At 44.3% G+C, this 20,194-nt stretch carries 15 protein-coding genes and 3 tRNA genes; 13 read left to right on the forward strand and 5 right to left on the reverse strand.

What is annotated here, in order from left to right:
- Window positions 1-2: 2 nt before the first annotated feature.
- Entirely contained in the window at window positions 3-1,187 is a 1,185-nt protein-coding gene (locus tag DCW36_RS11285; RefSeq protein WP_317127247.1) for an acetyl-CoA C-acyltransferase, read from the reverse strand.
- Between the two features lie 805 nt (window positions 1,188-1,992).
- Between DCW36_RS11285 and DCW36_RS11290 the strand changes: the two genes are divergently transcribed.
- Complete coding sequence (locus DCW36_RS11290; RefSeq protein WP_114778714.1) at window positions 1,993-2,340, forward strand: hypothetical protein; 348 nt, start codon at window positions 1,993-1,995, stop codon at window positions 2,338-2,340.
- Window positions 2,341-2,481: 141 nt separating this feature from the next.
- Here DCW36_RS11290 and DCW36_RS11295 read toward each other — a convergent pair whose 3' ends face one another.
- From DCW36_RS11295 to DCW36_RS11305, 3 genes are all read right to left on the reverse strand, one after another.
- Window positions 2,482-2,922, reverse strand: coding sequence for a PaaI family thioesterase (locus tag DCW36_RS11295; protein WP_114778715.1), 441 nt, complete (start codon window positions 2,920-2,922; stop codon window positions 2,482-2,484).
- A 349-nt stretch (window positions 2,923-3,271) separates the two neighbouring features.
- Window positions 3,272-4,234 carry a tetratricopeptide repeat protein gene (locus DCW36_RS11300; RefSeq protein WP_114778716.1) on the reverse strand — a complete coding sequence of 321 codons (963 nt, stop codon included), beginning with the start codon at window positions 4,232-4,234 and terminating at the stop codon, window positions 3,272-3,274.
- Window positions 4,231-5,205 carry a VWA domain-containing protein gene (locus DCW36_RS11305; RefSeq protein ID WP_114778717.1) on the reverse strand — a complete coding sequence of 325 codons (975 nt, stop codon included), beginning with the start codon at window positions 5,203-5,205 and terminating at the stop codon, window positions 4,231-4,233. The genes DCW36_RS11300 and DCW36_RS11305 overlap by 4 nt, the downstream gene beginning before the upstream one ends.
- Window positions 5,206-5,525: 320 nt before the next feature.
- On the opposite strand from DCW36_RS11305, the gene DCW36_RS11310 reads away from it, so the two are divergent.
- The 12 genes from DCW36_RS11310 to DCW36_RS11365 all read left to right on the forward strand — a co-directional run bounded on the left by DCW36_RS11310 (window position 5,526) and on the right by DCW36_RS11365 (window position 18,723).
- Window positions 5,526-5,612: transfer RNA gene (locus DCW36_RS11310), tRNA-Ser, on the forward strand.
- Window positions 5,613-5,724: 112 nt separating this feature from the next.
- Window positions 5,725-5,798 (forward strand) — tRNA-Pro (locus tag DCW36_RS11315).
- Between the two features lie 65 nt (window positions 5,799-5,863).
- Window positions 5,864-5,937 (forward strand) — tRNA-Arg (locus DCW36_RS11320).
- Window positions 5,938-6,193: 256 nt separating this feature from the next.
- Window positions 6,194-9,439 carry a type I restriction-modification system endonuclease gene (gene hsdR / locus DCW36_RS11325; protein ID WP_114778718.1) on the forward strand — a complete coding sequence of 1,082 codons (3,246 nt, stop codon included), beginning with the start codon at window positions 6,194-6,196 and terminating at the stop codon, window positions 9,437-9,439.
- 5 nt (window positions 9,440-9,444) lie between these two features.
- Window positions 9,445-10,902: a type I restriction-modification system subunit M gene (locus DCW36_RS11330; RefSeq protein WP_114778719.1), complete on the forward strand. Its 1,458-nt coding sequence runs from the start codon at window positions 9,445-9,447 to the stop codon at window positions 10,900-10,902.
- Window positions 10,902-12,389 carry a restriction endonuclease subunit S gene (locus tag DCW36_RS11335; RefSeq protein WP_114778720.1) on the forward strand — a complete coding sequence of 496 codons (1,488 nt, stop codon included), beginning with the start codon at window positions 10,902-10,904 and terminating at the stop codon, window positions 12,387-12,389. The genes DCW36_RS11330 and DCW36_RS11335 overlap by 1 nt, the downstream gene beginning before the upstream one ends.
- Window positions 12,390-12,409: 20 nt before the next feature.
- Window positions 12,410-13,162 carry a hypothetical protein gene (locus DCW36_RS11340; protein WP_114778721.1) on the forward strand — a complete coding sequence of 251 codons (753 nt, stop codon included), beginning with the start codon at window positions 12,410-12,412 and terminating at the stop codon, window positions 13,160-13,162.
- Between the two features lie 351 nt (window positions 13,163-13,513).
- Window positions 13,514-14,413 carry a phospholipase D family protein gene (locus DCW36_RS11345; RefSeq protein WP_114778722.1) on the forward strand — a complete coding sequence of 300 codons (900 nt, stop codon included), beginning with the start codon at window positions 13,514-13,516 and terminating at the stop codon, window positions 14,411-14,413.
- A gap of 218 nt (window positions 14,414-14,631) precedes the next feature.
- A complete protein-coding gene (locus tag DCW36_RS11350) occupies window positions 14,632-15,003 on the forward strand; it encodes a hypothetical protein (protein ID WP_125185168.1) in 372 nt (123 codons plus the stop codon).
- A gap of 35 nt (window positions 15,004-15,038) precedes the next feature.
- The gene (locus tag DCW36_RS11355) at window positions 15,039-16,487 is read left to right on the forward strand and encodes an SEFIR domain-containing protein (protein WP_114778724.1); all 1,449 of its coding nucleotides are present in this window, start codon (window positions 15,039-15,041) and stop codon (window positions 16,485-16,487) included.
- Between the two features lie 140 nt (window positions 16,488-16,627).
- Entirely contained in the window at window positions 16,628-17,572 is a 945-nt protein-coding gene (locus DCW36_RS11360; RefSeq protein ID WP_114778725.1) for a hypothetical protein, read from the forward strand.
- Between the two features lie 464 nt (window positions 17,573-18,036).
- A complete protein-coding gene (locus DCW36_RS11365; protein WP_114778726.1) occupies window positions 18,037-18,723 on the forward strand; it encodes a uracil-DNA glycosylase in 687 nt (228 codons plus the stop codon).
- A 118-nt stretch (window positions 18,724-18,841) separates the two neighbouring features.
- Here DCW36_RS11365 and DCW36_RS11370 read toward each other — a convergent pair whose 3' ends face one another.
- Window positions 18,842-20,065 carry an IS256 family transposase gene (locus DCW36_RS11370; RefSeq protein WP_114778727.1) on the reverse strand — a complete coding sequence of 408 codons (1,224 nt, stop codon included), beginning with the start codon at window positions 20,063-20,065 and terminating at the stop codon, window positions 18,842-18,844.
- Window positions 20,066-20,194 lie beyond the last annotated feature (129 nt).

Raw genomic sequence — 20,194 nt, forward strand, 5'->3', positions numbered from 1 at the left:
CTTTATACTTTTTCGATTACGATGGAAGAGGCGCCGCCGCCGCCGTTACAGATGCCGGTCACGCCAATTCTGCCGCCTTTCTTGTCCAGTACATTGCAGAGCGTTACCAGAATGCGGGCACCCGAAGCGCCCAGCGGGTGGCCCAGCGAAACGGCGCCGCCAAATACGTTTACATTTCCGCCCTCCAGCCCCAGCTTCTGGTTGTTGGCAATAGAGACTACCGAAAACGCCTCGTTTATCTCGTAAAAATCTACATCGCCGGCTTCCACCCCGGCATTTTTCAGCGCTTTGGGTATGGCCAGCGAGGGCGTGGTGGTAAACCAGATGGGATCCTGCTCTGCATCTGCAAAACCACGTATCCGGGCAATTGGTTTCACGCCAAGCGCTTCGGCTTTCTCTTTGCTCATCAGTAGCACTGCTGCCGCTCCGTCATTCAAAGTAGAAGCGTTGGCGGCTGTTACCGTCCCTTCCTTGTCGAAGACCGGGCGCAGGCTGGAAATTTTTTCAAAGTTAACCTTTTTATATTCTTCATCCTCCGTAATCACCAGCGGGTTCTTGCCGCGCTGCGGAATTTCTACCGGCACGATTTCGTCTTTGAGCAGACCTGCTTCGGCTGCCTGTGCTACTTTTTTATAGGAGTTCGTGGCGTATTCATCCTGCATCTCCCGCGTTATCTTCAGCTCCCGGGCGGTGTTCTCCGCCGCGTTGCCCATATGGAAATCGTTGTACACGTCCCACAGCCCGTCTTTCAGCAGCCCGTCCGTCATCTGCCCGTGCCCCAGCTTGGCCCCGAAACGCGCTTTTTCGAGGTAGTACGGAACGTTGGACATGCTCTCCATGCCGCCTGCCACTATCACATCTTTGTGGCCCAGCATAATGGCTTGTGCCGCATACATGATGGCTTTGGTCCCGGAGGCGCAAACCTTGTTCACGGTAGTACACTCTACATTATAGCCCAGGCCTGCGCCAATGGCGGCCTGTCGGGCGGGTGCCTGTCCCAGGTTGGCCGAGAGCACATTGCCCATGATCACTTCCTGCACCAGTTCCTTGTCAACGCCTGCTTTTTCGAGGGCTCCTTTTATGGCAATGGCGCCCAACTGGGTGGCTGAAAGGCCGGCCAGGGCGCCGCCAAAGCTGCCGATAGGCGTGCGGACAGCCGAAACAATATATACATCCTTTATTTGCATGATCTTGTGGTTTTTACTTATGTGAAGTTAGCAGTATGCAGAAGCAAATACAAACATATGTTAGGCATGCCAGGGCAGGTGAAAACGAGGCAGCTGCCTTACTTTTCTAACGAAAAGCCCCGAATCCGAGTTTCCGGGATACACCTTGCCTGGGCCCGGGCCTACGGGATGCCAGGTTTTACCGAACACTTCAACAAAAAACAATGTGTTTGCTACCGGTGCTGTGGGGGCTGGTGACAGGGGAGGAACATCAAGTTGAATTTCAAGAATCCATTATTATTATATTTTTATAATTATTATTTTTTTAAAAATAATGTCTGCGGCTGGTAATCCTGTCGTGTATGTGTTTTTTATTGGATTAATACAAAAAATAAAAAGCACCAAGACCCGTGTGCCTGTAAAATTGAACCAGGGCTTCTGCCTCTGTTGCCGGAATCCGGGAGAAAGGATAATGGTCTTACCGGCCGGCATGGCAGGCAAAGGTGTGCCCTTGGTTGTTACAGCAAAGCGCACGGTTTAGAAAAGAAATGAGAAAGAAATTTCAAAAGAAGTGAAACAAATCATTAATAGAAGCAGTAATAGATGAGAGAGGACAGGCTGTTGCTTTTGCTCCTCTTTTTTGTCGCTTTATAGTACGACCAGCTAATAGTGAGCCCAGCTAAGATGTATGTTGGGGTGATGTACTATAAATTTTGCAGCCCCCGAATATTCTAGAATTTATATATACATAAATACTAAATAATTCATTAATAAAGCAGCGTATTTCTGCTAGGGGCGGCATGCGCTATCATAATCAAAAAAATCTATGAAGGAAATTGACGAATTACGTAAAGGGCTAAAAAACAGCAGTATAATGCTGCTGAAAGAGCATCGCCATGCACTGGAATGCTCCTTTGTAAAGGAAGGCATCGTAAACCATATCGTTCATGTAGAAGACGATATCCTGGCAGAAGCATTACGCCAGAAAATAACATCCGGTATAGCGGAAGGTGTGCACTTCAATGCATTCAGGCATGAGTTTGAAAGCTTTGCCCTGCATGTAAAAGCAAGAAAACTTTACGCAGATCTTGCCTTTAGCCTGCCCATGTATCTTCCGGTGCTCGATGCGAAAGAGGAAGCTTATGAGCAGACGGTAAATGCTGCCGTAGCCTAAACGAACACAGCAATTTCTTGTACCTGCAACAGGACGAGGGATTTATACTTTTTGATTATGAACAGATAACGCAGGCACGGTGCTGCCGGCGTTAGCAGGAGCGGGGGGTAAGATGGTTGCCTCCCGCTTTTGTTTTGTCCTTTATTGGTAGCCCTCCAGGCTGGAAAGTGCCTGGTCTGTCCGCATAAACTGGCCGGTTCCAAACGCTACTTCCTTGCCCTTCTCGTTAAAAAGCGCCGCATCTGCCACAAACATATTTTTTGACCTGGACCTGATTTTCCCGATGGCGCGAATGGTGCCTTCGTTTACGGGGCGCAACAGGTTCAGCTGAAAAGAAGTTGTTACAATAAACACATCCCTGACCAGCGAGGCTACCGCAAAATAGGCTGCATCGTCCAGCATTTTAAAATACACAGAACCATGGAGGGCCTGTGCTCCATGAAAATATTTTGGATCGGCGGGCAGCGTGATTTCTGCTTCCCCGTGCCGGACAATCAGTTGGCTGCCGCTGTAAAAGTTCTGTATCCTGGCAGAATGGTACAGGTGCTCCAGATGTCGGTAATGTGCTTCAGGTGCTTGCATGGGAAAGTGGTTTGGTTCGGGTGATGGTTTCAAATATACTCAAAATTGCAACTTCTCAACCCCACTTTCTGGCGCAGCGGGAGTGGTGGCTGCTGCAGCAAAGTAAAATAAGCTGTGTTTACCGTGGCGGGAGGTTCTGGTAAGCAGATTGATGTTGTAGTTTTAATGTGAAATAACAAAAGGTGTATGAGGTATCTGATTCTGAAGCGGTTAAGATAAACAGGACGGCATGGCAACTATCCCATGTTTTTTCATCCGTCATAACGGAATTGCTGTTAAACGGGGGTAAAATATTTCTCTGCAGCTGCCACCACAGCCGCTGCTGCTGCCCGGCAGGCAACAATGCCGGTTACCAGTCCGGTTTAGACCTGTCGGGCTTCCTGGTCGCTTTCCGGGGAAGCTGCTGTATGTACTGCAGTTCTGCATTCCGCATGGCGTCTAGCAGCATCTGGGCCTTTTCGGGGGTGAGGTTCATCTGCTCTAAGCGTGCCCGCTGGGTCTGGGCGCGTTGGTCCTGCTCCGAAATTGGTTCTATGCCGCTCGGTTGCCGCTGGCCGTTGGCGTTACTATCCGGGTTTTGCCCCAGCTTATCCCCCTTTTCCTGGCCTGCAGCCGCTTCTTTTTCCTGGTTGCCGGCCTCGTTTTTGTTCGGTTGCCTGTCTTTCGGGTTTCCTGCGCCGCTTTTATCTTCCTGGCTGCCTTGTTGGTCCTGTTCCTGGGTTTCGGTTTCCTCCTGCTCGGTACCCCTGGGGTCAGGTTTCTGTTTTGGTGCAGGCGTTTCCTTTTCCTCCGCAGCGGGAGGTGGGGGCGGTGAAGCTGCGGCAGTCGTATCGGTTGAGAGAGGGGCTTCCGGTTCTTCTTCCTGCAGCAGTTCGGGGTGCAGGTCGAGGTACTTTTTAAGCAGCTCATAGTTGTAGCGGGCACTTTCGTTGCCTGGCTCAGCAATCAGGGCACTGCGGTAGAAGCTGAGTGCATTTTTAAACTTTTGCTGCTGCACGGCCACATTGCCCAGCTGCAGGACTGCCAGTGCCCGCAGGCGTTGCGATTTATGATTGGCCAGCAACTGGTACTGCTTCCTGGCTTTCTCCAGGTTACGCGACCGGTAATAAGCATGTGCCAGGTTCAGGCGAATCTGGTCGTCCTCTACCTCCAGGTTATTGAGCAGGTACTCGTAAGCCGCAATGGCATAAATAAAATCCTGTTGCTCATACGCCTGTGCTGCCTCGCGCACATAGCGGTTTGTCTGGGAGATCGTCTGGATACTTCCGCCAAAAAAGCCAGCCAGTAAAATGAACAACAGCAGGGTTTTCATATCCGGATGAGCTTTACGGTTATTAATACATCCAGTAAAATCAGGAACAGGGCCAGTGCCAGCGGATACACATACTTGTTGGCGGTAACATCTACGGTTTTGCTTTCGCGGAGCTCGCCTTCAATGCTGTTGATGTTGTTGATGAGGCGGCTCACTTCGCTTATGCGGTCGTTTACTTCGTAATACTGCCCGCCTGTGCGTTCGGTCAACTGCACGAGCGAGGCTGTGTTCAGGCGGGTGACCACCGTTTTCCCTCTTTTGTCTTTCTTAAAACCTTGCGCTACCGGAATACGGCCTCCTTCCGGGGTGCCAATACCCAGCGCAAAAACGCGGATATTCTGCTCCAGCAGGCGCTCTGCCAGCTCGCTGTAATCCTCGCCAAAATCTTCGCCATCGCTGATCAGTACCAGCACCCGTGCTTTCTGCTCCTCCTGGTCAGGCGAGGAGGTGGGTTTGTTAAACTTATCAAGTACCATCTCCAGCACCGGTGTATAATTGGTGCCTGCATGCGGCAGCAGGTTGGTGCGGAGCACCTGTGAGTAAAGCTTTAACGCGTTCTGGTCGAAGGTGAGCGGACTTTGGATGAAGGCTTCTGACGAAAACGTGATCAGGCCGATCCGGTCGGAGTTGAACTGGGAGATCAGGCGCAGTATTTCCCGTTTCGCTTTCTCCAGACGCGTGGGCTGCACATCGGTGGCATCCATGGAGCGGGAGAGGTCTACGGCAATGTAAATATCCTTGCCAATGGTTTTAATCTCTTTCTTCATGGCCCCGAACGAAGGCCCCAGTATGGCAATTACTAACAAGATGATGTACACATGGCGCAACAGGAATTTAAACCACACCGCATGCGGACGCTGCTTAAAAAAAACAGCCACCCGCCTGATGCGCACAAGATACCCGATGTAGAGCCCCAGGAAGAGGATCAGGAACAGGATTTCGAGTAATGTGATGGTTTGGTACCAGGTCATGTAGAAAAAATCAGCAAAGGCGTACGCCTCAGCAAATATACAAAAGGTAGCGCTAGTTTCAGCAGCAGCAGACTGTGGCGGAGGGCCTGCTACCCGTTTTTAAACGCGTGGGGTGCAGGTGCATGTATGTGCAGTAAAAAAAGTTTGAAATTTTTTTCTGTTGCTTAGATAGAATAAAGCCTATATAATCAACTGGTTAGAAAACAACGGGTGCCGCTGAGGGTGTAAAATGGAAAGAAAAGCCACAAAATTTACGGCGGCCTATTGCGTGATCAGGGAAGATGTTGTATGTTTGCAATCTCTTTAGCAGGAAGAGGCCCGGAGAGGTGGGTGAGTGGCTGAAACCAGCAGTTTGCTAAACTGCCGTACTCGTAAGGGTACCGGGGGTTCGAATCCCCCCCTCTCCGCAAGCGAAAATAAATTTTAGAAAAGTTTTGACTATTTAAAATCTTCGCTTACTTTTGCATCGCAATCAACGCCAAGGGTGATGGAAATCACACAAAGCTTGAAAGCACAGTTCGGGGTGTAGCGTAGCCCGGTATCGCGCCACATTTGGGATGTGGAGGTCGTAGGTTCGAATCCTGCCACCCCGACTTAAAAATTTCGGAAGCAATTCCGAAATTTTTTGTTTAAGGCTAATTCGTTAGCCGCAAACAATGGTCTCGTAGCTCAGCTGGATAGAGCAACTGCCTTCTAAGCAGTAGGTCTTTGGTTCGAATCCAAACGGGATCACTTGAAAATCAAGCACTTATGAGGTAAAACTTGTAAGTGCTTTTTTTATTTGCATACAATTTGCATACAAGTTTACTGCTTATTCCCTTCCAACTTTATTAGATAATCTACTTCTCGTTTATTCACTTCTTTGCCAAAGAACTTTTTTAGCTTTCAAACAGAAGTTTAAAGTTTACACATTACTTTCCCTGTCATAAATATATTGATATCTTTATAAGTTTATCTTTAGAGACCGGAAACTTGAGATAAATATTGTATGACACCTTCAAACTTTAGCTTTCTTGAAGCAGAATATCCTATTCTGTTCAATATAGGACAATCAGCAGAGTATCATCTGCATACAGATCCTGCTGCAAGCTTGATAAAACTCAGGTTGTTTGCGGAGCGATTGACAGTAAAGCTATTTGAAGAGCATGCTTTAGCGTTTCCGGAAGAAAATACGCAGTTTCAGCGTCTCAAAAGCCTGGAGTTTGAGCAGGTTCTGCCCTACAGCATCAAAGATATCCTACACCACATCCGGAAAACAGGTAATACTGCCTCTCACTCCGGAGAAGGTGAAGCTGATATAGCAAAGCATAATTTACTATTGGCTTTTAAGCTGGCAAAGTGGTATTACGAAACCTATAGCCATAATCCCTCTGACATTACAGGAGTTAGGTTCCAGATTCCGGCTAACCTGGATGCCCGCCACGCCCTGAAATTACTAGAAGATGATTATAAAGAACTGGAGGCTAAATTCAATCAGCTTCTGGCAGAGCGTAACACACAGGGATTACCAAACGACAAGCAGCAGGCTATAAAACAGCGTTCAGAAAAAGCAGCCAGCAAGATAGAAATGTCGGAGGCTGAAACCAGGGAGCTTATTGATGAGCAGCTGCGCAAAGCCGGGTGGGAAGCGGATACAAATATACTGAACTATAAAAAATATAAAATACTGCCCCAGCGCGGCAGAAACATGGCCATTGCCGAGTGGCCTGCCGGACCTAAATGGGCCGATTATGCCCTATTCGTTGGCTTAGAACTTTATTCCTTAGTAGAAGCCAAGAAGTATGCACAGGATATTTCTACAGATCTGGGGCAATCCAAAATTTATGCTGAGTTAGTAGAGGCGAAGAATGATGCTGAGCTAATCGGGAAATGGGATAAATATAAAGTACCGTTCCTTTTCTCTACCAACGGACGCCCTTACCTGGAGCAGATAAAAACGAAAAGCGGCGTATGGTTCCTGGATATCCGTAAAGCAACTAATAATGCAAGACCGCTGCAAGGCTGGTATTCACCTGCCGGATTAGCAAAACTGCTGGAGCAGGATGTTGATGCAGCAAATAAAAAACTGGAAACTACCCCCCTGGACTTCCTACAAAACAAAAGCGGACTGGGGCTGCGAGAGTATCAGATAAAAGCGATACAGGCGGTTGAAAAGAAGATTATACAACAGCCTGATGATCGCAGGGCCTTGATAGCCATGGCTACGGGTACAGGTAAAACCAGAACTATCATTGGTCTTTGCTACCACCTGATCCAGACGAATCGTTTTAAGAGGGTTCTGTTTTTGGTGGACCGCACCTTGTTAGGGACGCAGGCTATCAACTCCTTCAAGGATAACAAGGTAGTAGACCTGAATACCTTTGCGGATGTGTATGAAATAAAGGAGCTCAAGCACATAGCACCGGATGTAGATACCCGCCTGCACTTTGCTACTGTACAAGGTATGGTGAAGCGCCTGTTCTACAACGAATCAGACGAGCAACTGCCATCGGTAGACCAGTATGACTGCATTATAATTGACGAAGCGCACCGTGGCTATTTGCTGGATAAGCAGCTCGACGAAGAGGACCTAGCCTTTAAGGACCAGCGCGATTACATCAGCAAGTACCGTATGGTGCTGGATTACTTTGATGCCTATGCCATTGGTTTAACGGCTACTCCTGCCCTGCACACTAAAGAGATTTTTGGTTCAGCTGTTTATACGTACTCTTATCGTGAGGCCGTAATTGATGGCTACCTGATAGATCATGAGCCGCCTTACCTGATCGAAACGGAGCTGAACGAGAACGGCATTAGCTGGCAGAAAGGCGAAAAGCCTAAAGCGCTTGATAAAGAGACGAATTCTATTGTAGAGCTCGAAGAACTGGATGACGAGTTAAAGATCGATGTAGCCGGCTTTAACAAACTCGTGCTTACCGAAAGCTTTAACCGCACTGTAGTTCAGCAGTTGGTTCAGCACCTAGACCCGGACAGCGAAGAAAAGACATTAATCTTTGCAGCTACGGATAGCCATGCGGATATGCTAGTGGCTTTGCTAAAGGAAGAATTTAGCAAAACAAATGAATTACCCGATAACGCCATAGAAAAGATAACCGGCAAGTCTTACGATCCGGCTGAGCAGGTAAAGCGATTCAAGAACGAAAAGTACCCAAACATTGCCGTTACCGTGGACCTGCTGACCACTGGTATTGACGTTCCTGCTATATGTAACATAGTTTTTTTGCGCAAAATAAAGTCGCGGATACTTTACGAGCAGATGCTGGGGCGTGCTACCCGCCGGTGCGACGAGATCAAAAAAGAGACTTTTAGAATTTTTGATGCGGTAAAGCTGTACGAAACGCTGCAGGATTACACCCAGATGAAGCCGGTAGTAACAAACCCTACCACTACGTTTGTGCAGCTGGCTGAGGAACTGCCTGGCATTGACACGAACGAACGTGCGAGGCAGCAGATAGAGCAGCTGGTGGCAAAGCTGCAGCGTAAAAAGCAGAAGATGAACAGCCACCACGAAGAGCAGTTTAAATATACTTCGGGCGGCTCCTATCCTGATGAGATGATCGATAAGCTGCTGGAGCAACCTGTTGAGGTGAGCGTAAATGAAATTGTGCAGCTGTCCGGTCTCTGGAAATTTTTGGATGAACTGAAGCTGGACACTTCTCCTACACTTGTTTCCGACCATCAGGATCAGTACAAGCGAACAAAAAGGGGCTATGGCAAAGGCCAGAAACCGGAAGATTACCTGGAGAGCTTTGCGAAGTTCATCAAAGAAAATCAGAATAAGATTGCAGCACTTAACATTATTTGTACCAATCCGAAGAAGCTAAACCGACAATCGTTGAAGGAGCTGTATATGGAGCTGAGCCTGCATAATTTTTTTACTAATTCGCTGAAAGAAGCCTGGAAAGAAGCAAAAAAACAGGATATTGCTGCTGACATCATCTCTTTTATCCGAGCGATGACCATGAATAGCGAGACAATAGAGGATAAAACAGAGCGCATTAAACGAGCTGTAGATAAAGTACGGGCCATGCGCCCCTGGAATAAGACCCAGAGTAACTGGCTGGACCGTTTTGAAAAGCAACTGATGGCCGAAACGGTACTGCAGTTGGAGGATCTGAACAGAGATCCTTTTAAAGATGCTGGTGGCTTCCAGCGGCTTGATAAAGTGTTTGAGCACCAGTTAACAGAAGTAATAGAAACCATAAACGATAATTTATACATACAAACTGCTTAAGCGAGATGAGTGCAGAAGAAATAGCAAATAAACTCTGGAACCTGTGTAATGTATTGCGCGACGACGGAGTTACTTACCACCAGTACCTGAACGAACTTACCTATATCCTTTTCCTGAGACTGTCGGAGGTGAAAGGCTTTGAAGATGCCATACCAGAAGAATACCGCTGGGGAAAGCTCAAAAGCATTACCGATAACAAAGACCTGTTCGATACTTACCGTGAGCTGCTGGCCACCATCAGTACTAAGTCAGACAACGCGGCGGTGAAGGAAATATATACCAATGCCTCAACTACCCTGCGTAAGCCGGTAAACCTGAAAACGCTGGTAACAAGCATCGACGCCATCGACTGGTACGACGACGTGGAGCAGGACAAAATTGCCACTATTTACGAGGATCTGCTGGAACGCAACGCCGGTGAAAAGAAAAGCGGTGCAGGCCAGTACTTTACCCCGCGTCCGCTTATTAATGTGATGGTGGAACTGGTAGCGCCTAAACTGGGCGAACGCTGGAACGATCCTGCCGCGGGTACTTTCGGCTTTATGATTGCTGCCGACCAGTACCTGCGCGTCAAAACCGACAACTATTTTGACCTGAACAGCGAAGACCGCCGCTTTCAGGTACACGAAGCTTTCAGCGGTTGCGAACTGGTGCAGGACGCCCACCGCCTGGCCCTCATGAACTCCAAGCTGCACGGCCTGGAGAGCCGCATTGAGATGGGCGACACGCTTTCGGAGCTGGGTAAGAGCTTCAAGAATTTTGACGGGGTGCTGGCTAACCCGCCTTTCGGTACGAAGCAGGGCGGCGAACGGCCAACGCGCGACGACCTGGTGTACCTTTCGGGGAACAAGCAGCTGAACTTTTTGCAGCACATTTACCGCTCGCTGCACAAGCGTGGCGGCGCCAGGGCTGCCGTGGTGCTGCCCGACAACGTGCTGTTTGAAGACGGCGACGGCCGCAAAATACGCCGAGACCTGATGGACAAATGTAAACTGCACACTATCCTGCGCCTGCCTACCGGTATATTTTATGCTGCCGGTGTAAAAACTAACGTGCTGTTTTTTGAGCGCGGCCAAACCGAGACAGGCAACACCGACAAGGTATGGTTTTACGACATGCGCACCAATGCACTGAGCTATGGTAAGCGCACACCCTTTACCCGCAACGCCTTCGCCGATTTTGTGAAAGCCTACACCGGAGGCATGGCGCTAAGCGAGCTGAAAGACAGCTATGACGGAAGTATAAACCACGCCCGCCGCGCCGAAGTTCAGGACGAGCGCTGGAGCTGTCTCAGCCGCGAGGAAATTGCCCAAAAGAACGACTCGTTGGGCCTCGGTCTGATTGCCGATGCCAACTACAGCAGCATCCACACTGTAGAACCGATAGAACTCGCCCGCGAAGCCGCCGACGAGCTGAAAGCCATACAAGCAGAGTTAAACCAGATAATTGAACTGTTGAGATAATGGAGAAAGAATTACCAGAGGGTTGGGTTGAAATTGGTTTTAAGGAAGTAATAAGCTATAAAAAAGGTAAAAAGCCTAGAATTCTCAAAAATGAAGAGTTTGGTGATTCAGTACCTTATTTAGATATAAGAGCTTTAGAGCATGGTGATTTTCGTCAGTATGCTGACATTGAATGTTCTAATTTAGTAGCTGATGATTCTGTGGCTATAGTCTGGGATGGTGCTAGAAGTGGCTGGGTAGCTAAAGTAAAGTATGGCGCCATAGGCTCAACTATAGCAGCATTATCGCCTATTCTCGTTGATGTAGATTATACTTACTATTACTTACGCTCACAGTTTAGATATCTCAATACAAATACAAGAGGTACAGGTATACCCCATGTGGATCCTGAAGTGCTATGGAGTTTAAACTTCCCCCTCCCACCCCTTGCCGAGCAAAAGCGCATTGTAGCCAAACTGGATGAAGGCTTTCAGCACCTCGATACCCTAAAAGCTAAGTTGGAACGTATACCGGAACTTCTTAAAAACTTCCGTCGAGCCATCCTCACCCAAGCTGTTACTGGCAAGCTGACAGAAGAATGGCGGGAGGATAAGGAGGGTTTACAAACTGGAGAACAAGTATATCAGGATGTACTTCATGATTTAGAAATTGACTTTCAGAGTAGACTAAAAAGAGCTAAGGAAGAAGGACGTTCTAAACCAAAGGACCATAGAAAAAACAAGAAGTCAGATAAACAACCTATTAGTTTACTAGACTTGCCAGAGGAATGGTGCTATGTCAGAGCAGAAGACATCTCTTATTTAATAACAGATGGAGCACACTTTAAACCAACTTATATAGAAGAAGGTGTGAAATTTTTAAGCGTGAAGAATGTAAGGCCGTTTAGAATATCAGCTGAAGATTGTAAATACATATCTGTACAAGAACATACTAATCTAATTAAAAGGTGTAATCCTGAGCCTAATGATCTATTGTATACTAAAGTTGGAGCAACTTATGGTTATGCAGCAAAAATTCAAGAGGCTTATGAATTCAGTATTTTCGTAAGTCTTGCCCTAATCAAGCCTTCTAAAATTTTAGATAGTAGATTTTTAGAAATCTTATTTAACTCAGAATTAGTTTTTGAACAAGCAAGACAACGAGTTAGTGGATCTGGAGTACCTGACTTACATCTAATAGAAATAAGGGATTTCAGGTTGCCTTTGATGTCAATAGAAGAGCAAAAAGAAATCGTCAAAAGAGTAGAAGCGCTGTTTGCCAAAGCTGATGCCATAGAGGGTTACTATGCTACTATAAAAGAAAAGATAGACAAGCTTCCGCAGGCGCTTTTAGCCAAAGCCTTCCGCGGCGAACTGGTGCCACAAGACCCTAACGATGAACCTGCTAGCGTGCTGCTGGGGAAGATAAGAATCGCTAAGGCTGGTGCAGTTAAGTTAGGTAAAGGAAAGAAGGCGAAAGGTGGTAAACAGGGTAAGCTGGTGTTGTAGAGTATTCATAATAAATTTATATGAAAAAATTCATCGCATATTTTGATTTGCTTGGCTATAAACAATTTATAACCAATAATGACCATAACGAAGTTAGAAGGAGAATCATGCATATTATGCGTGATATGGAAACTGCATTGTCGGAAGGTAACTTTAGAGAGTCTATACATGGTCATGTTGTAGCTGACATGAGTAATTCGAAAATCAATTGTATTAACATTTCTGACACCATACTCTTCTGGACAAATGATGATAGCTTTGAAAGTTTTCAAGAGTTTATCAGAGTTGTTTACAGATACAACTGGAATGGAATTCTCTTCAATTTCGCCGCGCGTGGATCATTAGTTTTTGATGAAATTGAAGTAATAGCTCATCGATTAGTTAATCAGGGTGGCGGTACTTATAATGTTAACCCTATGTTTGGTAAAGGTTTAGTAAATGCACATTTAAAAGCCGAAAGTCAAAATTGGGCTGGTTGTGTTATAGATAAGTCAGTAATTGAGGAGTTACAAAAGCATACAGACGTAGAGCATTTTTTGAAACCATATGCAATTCGGTATCAAGTACCCTATAAGAAGGGGTTTGAAGTAAGCGAACAAGAATTTGTTTTGAAAATTATTGAGGGTAACCTAAATAGTACAGCGTACACTAATACAAAAAGAAACATTGAAGATAATTTTGCTTCAGATAATAAAGATATTTCTAATATAAGAGTTCAAGAATTGTTAGCTAACACAATTAAATTCTTAGACGTTTTCAAAGAAGGCGTATGATATACTTTTGAAGTAACTTAAAGAAACCTTCCTAAATATGTTAACCGTTGTTGGTGTTATCGCTCTTTCATCCAAGCAACGAAAACTTATAAATAATTCAGTAGTACGGTTCACTCTTTCGGATATGCAAAACAAAAAGCAGGTTATTGCAAGGATTTTAACCCTGCTAAATTATAATATTTAGTTTGTACCTCAACTGGGCCAGAGGCCCAACTATAGTTCGACACGAGTGCGGACGCTCGCGCCATAAGAACTAAAAAATTTATTCACTATTCCCCTCCCCGGAGAGCATAGGGGTAGGTAATTTTAATCAGATTTAAAAAACTTAAATAACTTTTAGCTTATATTATCATGTCAAAATTTATTACAGGCAAAGAGCTTTCAGAAGCAGTAGATACTATTATATGGAAAGCTAAAGAAGAAATACTGCTTGTATCGCCATATATCAAGCTTGATGCACATTTTAAAGAGCTTTTTGAGAAGCAACGCCATAACCATAAGCTGCATATTTTGCTGATCTTTGGTAAAAATGAAGGCCGGGTAGACAAAAGTTTTAATAAAACAGACATTGACTATTTTAAGCAGTTCCCTAACATAAGCATCATCTACGTACCTAACTTGCACGCCAAGTATTATGCTAACGAAAAGATGGGTGTTGTTACTTCTATAAACCTCTACGATTACTCCTTCAAAAATAATATAGAATTCGGTGTATTGTACGAGAACAAGCTCCTAAGCAAGTTTACAGGTAATAACGATAACGAAGTATGGAACACCTGTAAGGATCTGGCTGAAGCAAATGCTGTTGTATACATTAACAGGCCCATGTATGCAGACTATGATGATTACAGAAGCTCCAAAGTGTTGCTTGACCTGACAGAAGCATTGTATAAAGGCCAAGCGGTTCCTAAAAGCGGTAAAAAACTGGCTGATTTTGAAGATGAACTAGACTTCGATAAAGTTTACAGCGAAATGCCTACCCGCCAGTCTGAACAAAAGCAGACAGCAGCGGCATATTCACCTAAGCCTGTTGCTGAAAAAACGTTTGTGCCTGGCTATTGCATCCGTACAGGTGTTAAAATACCTTTTAACCCCAAAGCACCTTTGTGTCATGACGCTTACAAGAGTTGGGCGCAATTCAAGAACGAAGATTTCAAAGAAAAATACTGCCATTACTCCGGCGAGGCATCAAACGGCGAAACAAGTGTGCGCAGGCCTATACTTCGTAAAAACTGGAATAAAGCTCATTAAGCACATCATATAATCCTGGCCAGCCTTATATAAAAAAAGTATAAGTCAAAGTTCATTCTAAGTTCTGTAGATTTAATATTATAACACCATCTATATGGAAGTTAACTTTTTACCTTTTAACGGTAGCCTGTATTACGCTATTCAGTTGTGGACTACAGGTAAGCCCTGAAGACCAATGTGTTGAGTTAGTTCAGGAAAACGAGAATTTAAGATATGAATTGAGTAATCTGCAAGCCCAGCATACTGTACTGTTAAACCAAAACTCAGACCTCCAAGCTCTGATTGCCAGCAAAGTTTATGAAGTCCAAAATACTACGACAAGTAATCATCAGCAGCCAACTAGTGCTTATAGCACAAGCCTTACATCTACAGGGTTTATAATGGAAACACAGATTGATGGTGAATTTGAAGGTTGGGAAGGAGAAACCATTTTCAAGATGATGAATGGTACAGTTTGGCAGCAGGCATCTTATAGCTACACTTACCATTACGCCTATATGCCAAGTGTTCTTATCTATAAAAAGGGTTCTATCTACTATATGAAAGTAGATGGTATTGATGATGAAATAGCGGTAAGGCAGTTAAGGTAAAATTTAATAGAGAAGAAAAATACTTCAAGTAATACATGAAGATAAGTAATAGGCTGAAAAGTAAGTTTGAAGACATTCTTGCACAATTCACTAAAAGGGAAATTTCAAACTTTTTTGAAGACAATGATATAGAAAATGTCATTGAGGAGGCGTTGCCTGATGGAGGTGTCAGAAGAGCGCTTGTTAAGCAGTACTACAAAAGCATAGATTGGAATAATCCTACAGATGTTAAAAATGTACTCCAAGTTTTTGCAGATATTATTGCAGCTCGAGAAAAGCACAATCAAGATTATGGATTTGGGGCCATTGATAACCCTTATACTGAGCAAATAGAGCTGTTGATTATAAACCTTAGGAAAGATGGCTGGGTGTATGAAAATGGAACCATTACACCTATTGAAGTGCACACTCAGCAAGAACAAGAGGTAAATCTTAATGTATCAAATAACCCAGTAGTAACTACAACCGAAGCAGCAACTAATGCCACAACTAATATTTCGGCCGATAGTGAAGCACCAAGTGTGACTAAAACTTCACCTCCGAAAGTATTTGTTACTTATTCATGGGACGGACCTGAACATGAGAAAAAGGTTGTAGATTTTACCAACTTCCTACGAAAGAATGGTTTTAATGCTGAACTAGATAAAAAGCTTATTCAAGAACAGTCTGCAATCAATTTTGGTAAAATGATGCATCAAGCCTTCACAGATTATGATAAAGTCATTATAGTTCTTTCTATAGACTATAAGAAGAAGGCTGACCAATTTATGGGAGGTGTTGGTAATGAGTACACAATATTTATTAATGATATAAACGATAGTCCGAAAAAATACATCTTAGTTTCCTTCGAGGGTTTATCAGATAACATCACACCTATTGGCATCAAAGGAAGAGAAATTGTTGATTTGTCAAAGGTAGAAAAGCAACAAGACCTCTTTTATAAGCTGTTAGATCAGCCAGTATATGAGTTTGCAGAAGTTGCACCTTGCTTACCAGTATTAGAGACGAGGAAGCTTGCAGAATTCTCTCCATCAACTCCACCAAAAGAACCCTTTGAAATTGTGAAGTTTCTTGCCACATCGGGTAATGCAAATATAAGTGCTAGTAAATATGATTCTGTTGAAAATGAATGCTTTATAGAATTAAGGAACACTAGTGGTAAAACGATAGATGGTTTTAGCGTTGAGATTAAATTCCCCTGCTATTTAGTTGAGAACCCCTACGAGTTCACACATGATGGTGAAAATTGCACTATCATGACTGATTCATCAAGCAAAGTCTATCCTGATCAGAAACGGTATACCGATAAATTTATCATTAAAGTTACCAGCCGCAATTATCACAAAGCGCTTAACTCCGTTATTAAAGCATCTATTTACTCAGAGATAGGAACATCTACTAAAGAATTTAATTTAAAGGATGTTTTCATTACAGGAAAGCCTCATGGAGAAATAGAGTATTTAGCAGACGCTGAATTTAATTAAGTACACACATGATACACCAAGGTTATCATATCTATAATTTACTATGTAGGTCAAACTTATTTCACGAGCGAGTTTAAAATTTGTAATCAGCCATAATTAGTGTTACTGCAAAGTGTGGCTGCATAATAAACTTCTGACATATGCAACTGCCAACAGCTGATTGGGTTTGGGATGTACACGAAGGCGTAGATTCTTTCGCTGATTTTTGTGAGAAAATAGCCAAACCTTTTATACTACCACCTGCTTTACCAGAGAAACTTAAAGAAGAGTTTCTAGTTGTTCACAAGCTCCTGCAGCATGCTTACTTTGAGTGTAGATTCATTGATATAGCATTGTTACAAGCTTCTGTTCTGTTTGAAAAGGTACTGAAAAGCTATTACCAGGAAACAGAAGAAAAAAATTATAAAGGTAATCTACAAGGCCTCATCAATCACTTCGTTGCAAATAACCATTTTGAGCATACAAATGCTAATGAAGTACTGCATGTCTACAGGGACATCCGCAACAGAAAAGTACATGATGTAAATGCGCCAAACGGCCTCCTTATGATTCGTGGAGTTTATAGGCTAATATACTTTGTAAACGAGTTATATGAAGACCAAAATTTGAGAAACCAAAGAGCAAACGAAACAAAGCATTTACAATCGGTTTTAAACCAGTTAATTCCCTGTGGAGCTGCATTAGAAATTGAAGAAGGCCGCTACGTATTGGTTTATGATGCCAAAGTGCTTTTCATTAACAACAAAAAACAGCCATCTGAAATAACAGTAGCTTTTTGGCCTGAATTTGACCTAAAACCATTTCTGGATGGTGTGCACCATTATGCATTAAAGCCATTAGTAAAGAAGGTACATTCGCCCAATCAGATAAGCACTAATGTTCTTGAACTGATGGAACAGGATGATAAGAAAATCAGAATCAATGGTGAGTTAATAGAGCCATTCAAGATGATGTATAACAATTGGTTAAAACAAGCCCTATCTCTTCCAAATGTGCAGCTGGTGATGCAATTAAAAGAAAGCTTTGATAACGAAGAGATGGAGAAGGTACTAAATGAATTTTATAGTACTACCAATCAAAAATAAAACACACCTATAAAGAATAAAGATATGGCATCACCTATTCTGCCTGAATTCTAGTTTGGAGAAGAAGTAACAGTAAAGGGCTTCTATACTGAGGATGGAAGAAAAGTAACTTTCGGGGCTTTAGGCTTTGTGCGAGAGTTAAGATTCTCATTTAAGAGAGGCTGGCGTTATGCCGTTGAACTTCATAACGGTGAAGTAAGATGGTTTTATGAAAAGTCGGTGCAAAAGTATAAGCCTAAATTTATCATTAGCTCTATTTTGTAATTGTCGCTAAATGAAGAGATTGGAAAGCTTTTGCAGTTATTTTTAGCATAGTCTAGATATTCCGGTGATGCTGACCCCTTAAGCTATACATGCAGACCTGGAAATTCTTCGGTTACAGGTTTCAGGAGCACCAGAAACTGTATCAGTAGCTCAAGAACGAAAGTTTGGCTTAATCGTTAGTTTAAAAATATGCTACTTTTATGGATCTAGAACAGCTTGAAAACGAAATGCGGTCCTGCTACAAATGTGAAAAGATTTTCCATGGCCGCTTCGTTAATCCTCTATTAAAACTTAACCCGCTCAAGGCACGTCCAGTATTTGCCGGCGCTAATAATGCACCCATTATGCTTATTGGGCAGGCTCCAGGAATAAGGGAGTATGAGATGGGGCAGGCATTTCAGGGACAGGCTGGTAGCTCCATACGAGACATTTTTGCAGCAAGCGGAGTAAGTCCCTCTTCATTTGATTCTCTTGTCTATCAGACTTCCATTACGAAGTGTTTCCCAGGCAGAAAAATTAGCAAGAAAAAAGTTAAAGAGTTGTGCGAAAGAATTTTAGTGGAAGTGGATAGAGTACCTGTTGCTAGTGAAATAAAAAACTGCCTGCCCTACCTTAAATCACAGATTGAGCTTATTAAACCCCAAGTTATTGTTCCATTGGGAAGCTTTGCCATAAAAGGATATCTTCAAATTTACGGTCGTCAGTACAGTGGCCAAATGGTTGACTATGTTGGAAGATCAGAAGATTGGAACGGTTCATCAATTATTTTTTTTCCACATACTTCAGGTAATTCAAGATGGCTTAATAATGAGAAAAACAGGCTGCTATTTAACAAAGCCAAGCAATTACTTGCTGAAGTACTAAAGGCCAGAAAGATTACATTCTAAAGTCAATAGTAAAGCTCTTATTGGGGAGTGTAATTTAAACTGTGTCATTTGCTGATTTTCTTTTCTGTCCCTGCCGCAGTAATGGCCTAGGCCATTACTGCGGCAGGGATAAACTTTTTTACTTCAAGTCCAGCTGCATTCTATCCCCGAACCAGATGGAGAGCTGTTGTGCCGTCTGGCTCCAGTTGGCCAGTGGCATGCTCCACTTTTTGCTAATGTTCTGGTGGGTCAGATAGATGAGCTTCAAGAGGGCCATGTCTGATGGGAAAGCCCCCTTGGTTTTGGTCACTTTCCTGACTTGGCGGTGAAAGCCTTCAATGGCATTGGTCGTATAAATAAGCATCCGTATCTGCTCTGAATACTTGAAGTACGTGGAGAGCTTCTCCCAGTTTCGCTGCCAGCTCTCTATCACCTTTGGATACTTCTTCCCCCATTTCTCCTCCAGTTCCAGCAGCCGTAGTTCAGCCAGTTCCTTGTTTTCTGCCCGATAGACGGGCTTGAGGTCCCGCATGAACTCCTTCTGGTCTTTGGAGGCCACATACTTGAGGCTGTTGCGGATCTGGTGGACAATACAGCTCTGTACTTCTGCCTGCGGAAAGACACTGGTAATGGCCTCAGCAAAGCCTTTGAGGTTATCGATGCAGGCAATAAGCACATCCTTCACGCCCCGCTGCTGCAGGTCAGTGAGCACCGAGAGCCAGAAGTTAGCTCCCTCGCTCTCTGATACATACACGCCCAACAACTCCTTGTAGCCGTGTCGGTCAATGCCCAGGATGTTGTAGACAGCCCTACAGACGGTGCGTCCCTCTTGCCGCACTTTGTAGTGCATGGCATCCAGCCAGAGGATGCAGTAGAGCGAATCCAGCGGCCTTGCCTGCCATTCTTTCACCTGGGGTACAATCTTTTCGGTCAGCGCTGAGAGCGTGTCGTGGGAGATATCCATATCATACATCTCTTTCAGGTGAGAGGAGATATCTCTTAAGCTCATCCCCAGCCCGTACATGCTCAGGATGCGGGGCTCGAGATTCTCTGCCAGGATCGTCTCCCGCTTTTTGATGATCTGAGGCTCAAAACTGGAGGAGCGGTCACGGGAACTCTCCACATCAATCACTCCGTCCGAGGTGCGCACCTGCTTACTTACTTTACCATTACGGCGGTTGCCTTTCTGGCGCTCCTCCTCGTCCAGGTGCAGGTCCATCTCTGCTTCCAAAGCCGCTTCAAGGAAATGTTTTAGAACAGGAGCCAGTGCTCCGTCTTTACCAAAGGTAGGTTTGCCGCTTCTGAATTCCTCCAGAAACTGGCGCTGGATCTGGTCCAGATCAAGACTCTTTTTCTTTTCCATATTCACTGTGTTAAAGGTAACAATTCTTAGCCTTTGACACAGTTTAGTTTACAGCCTCTCTTATTGTATTCGACAATAAGAGCTTTACTATTGACCAATTAAGTGAAACAAGCTTATTTTCAGAAGATT

Origin of the sequence: Botryobacter ruber (genome assembly GCF_003347595.2) — a bacterium.
Classification (GTDB): domain Bacteria; phylum Bacteroidota; class Bacteroidia; order Cytophagales; family Hymenobacteraceae; genus Pontibacter; species Pontibacter ruber_A.

Coding starts and splice junctions, on each gene's coding strand:
- DCW36_RS11285 (WP_317127247.1), bottom strand. CDS start 1,187: ATGCAAATAAAGGATGTATATATTGTTTCGGCTGTCCGCACGCCTATC.
- DCW36_RS11290 (WP_114778714.1), top strand. CDS start 1,993: ATGAAGGAAATTGACGAATTACGTAAAGGGCTAAAAAACAGCAGTATA.
- DCW36_RS11295 (WP_114778715.1), bottom strand. CDS start 2,922: ATGCAAGCACCTGAAGCACATTACCGACATCTGGAGCACCTGTACCAT.
- DCW36_RS11300 (WP_114778716.1), bottom strand. CDS start 4,234: ATGAAAACCCTGCTGTTGTTCATTTTACTGGCTGGCTTTTTTGGCGGA.
- DCW36_RS11305 (WP_114778717.1), bottom strand. CDS start 5,205: ATGACCTGGTACCAAACCATCACATTACTCGAAATCCTGTTCCTGATC.
- hsdR (WP_114778718.1), top strand. CDS start 6,194: ATGACACCTTCAAACTTTAGCTTTCTTGAAGCAGAATATCCTATTCTG.
- DCW36_RS11330 (WP_114778719.1), top strand. CDS start 9,445: ATGAGTGCAGAAGAAATAGCAAATAAACTCTGGAACCTGTGTAATGTA.
- DCW36_RS11335 (WP_114778720.1), top strand. CDS start 10,902: ATGGAGAAAGAATTACCAGAGGGTTGGGTTGAAATTGGTTTTAAGGAA.
- DCW36_RS11340 (WP_114778721.1), top strand. CDS start 12,410: ATGAAAAAATTCATCGCATATTTTGATTTGCTTGGCTATAAACAATTT.
- DCW36_RS11345 (WP_114778722.1), top strand. CDS start 13,514: ATGTCAAAATTTATTACAGGCAAAGAGCTTTCAGAAGCAGTAGATACT.
- DCW36_RS11355 (WP_114778724.1), top strand. CDS start 15,039: ATGAAGATAAGTAATAGGCTGAAAAGTAAGTTTGAAGACATTCTTGCA.
- DCW36_RS11360 (WP_114778725.1), top strand. CDS start 16,628: ATGCAACTGCCAACAGCTGATTGGGTTTGGGATGTACACGAAGGCGTA.
- DCW36_RS11365 (WP_114778726.1), top strand. CDS start 18,037: ATGGATCTAGAACAGCTTGAAAACGAAATGCGGTCCTGCTACAAATGT.
- DCW36_RS11370 (WP_114778727.1), bottom strand. CDS start 20,065: ATGGAAAAGAAAAAGAGTCTTGATCTGGACCAGATCCAGCGCCAGTTT.